Raw genomic sequence first — 726 nt, 5'->3', positions numbered from 1 at the left:
TGCGTATTCCAGGCCAAGGTTGCCACTGATTCCAGACGAAGCCTGCCACCCATTCCACGCGAAAGCTGCCACTGATTCCACGGCAAAGCTGCCACCCCGGCAGGCTGCCTGAATCACCCCATCGAAATCGTCCGACGCGGGATAACTTAACGGTACTCTGATCCTTTTCATCCGGAGAAGGCCAGATGCCAGCGAAGAGGTTATCCATGCGAAAGATCAAAGAAGTTCTTCGCCTGAAGTGGGAGCGGGGCCTGAGCAATCGCCAGATTGCGGTGGCCTGCGGCGTTAGCCGCCCCACCGTGAGCGAGTACCTGCGCCGTACCGCTGAGGCTGGCCTGAGCTGGCCACTGCCAGCGGATCTGGATGAGGCCCATCTGGAACAGTTGCTGTTCCCCCCGCCACCGGACCTGCCGGCCCAGATCCGGGGCCTACCGGACTGGCAGCAGATCCACGAGGAACTCAGGGGCAAGAACGTCACCCTGTTTCTCCTCTGGCAGGAGTACCGGCAGGCCAATCCGGAAGGGTATCAGTACAGCTGGTTCTGCGAGCACTACCGGGCCTGGCAGGGCAAGCTGGATTTGGTGATGCGCCAGGATCACCGGGCCGGAGAAAAGCTGTTCGTGGACTACGCCGGCCAGACTGTCCCTGTCATTGACCGCACCACCGGAGAAATCCACCAGGCGCAGGTCTTTGTGGCGGTGATGGGTGCATCCAACTACACCTACG

1 protein-coding gene is annotated in these 726 nt (G+C 61.0%); it reads left to right on the top strand.

Annotation, left to right across the window (positions count from 1 at the left end; translation table 11 throughout):
• Positions 1–185 precede the first annotated feature (185 nt).
• On the top strand, positions 186–726 hold a 541-nt coding region (locus ACFOZ5_RS13385), incomplete at its 3' end, for a helix-turn-helix domain-containing protein (RefSeq protein WP_379888133.1).

Source organism: Marinobacter lacisalsi (assembly GCF_042651045.1).
GTDB classification, from domain to species: domain Bacteria; phylum Pseudomonadota; class Gammaproteobacteria; order Pseudomonadales; family Oleiphilaceae; genus Marinobacter; species Marinobacter lacisalsi.
Note: the sequence above shows the minus strand (reverse complement) of the source record. Positions and strands in the feature narration are given on the sequence as shown.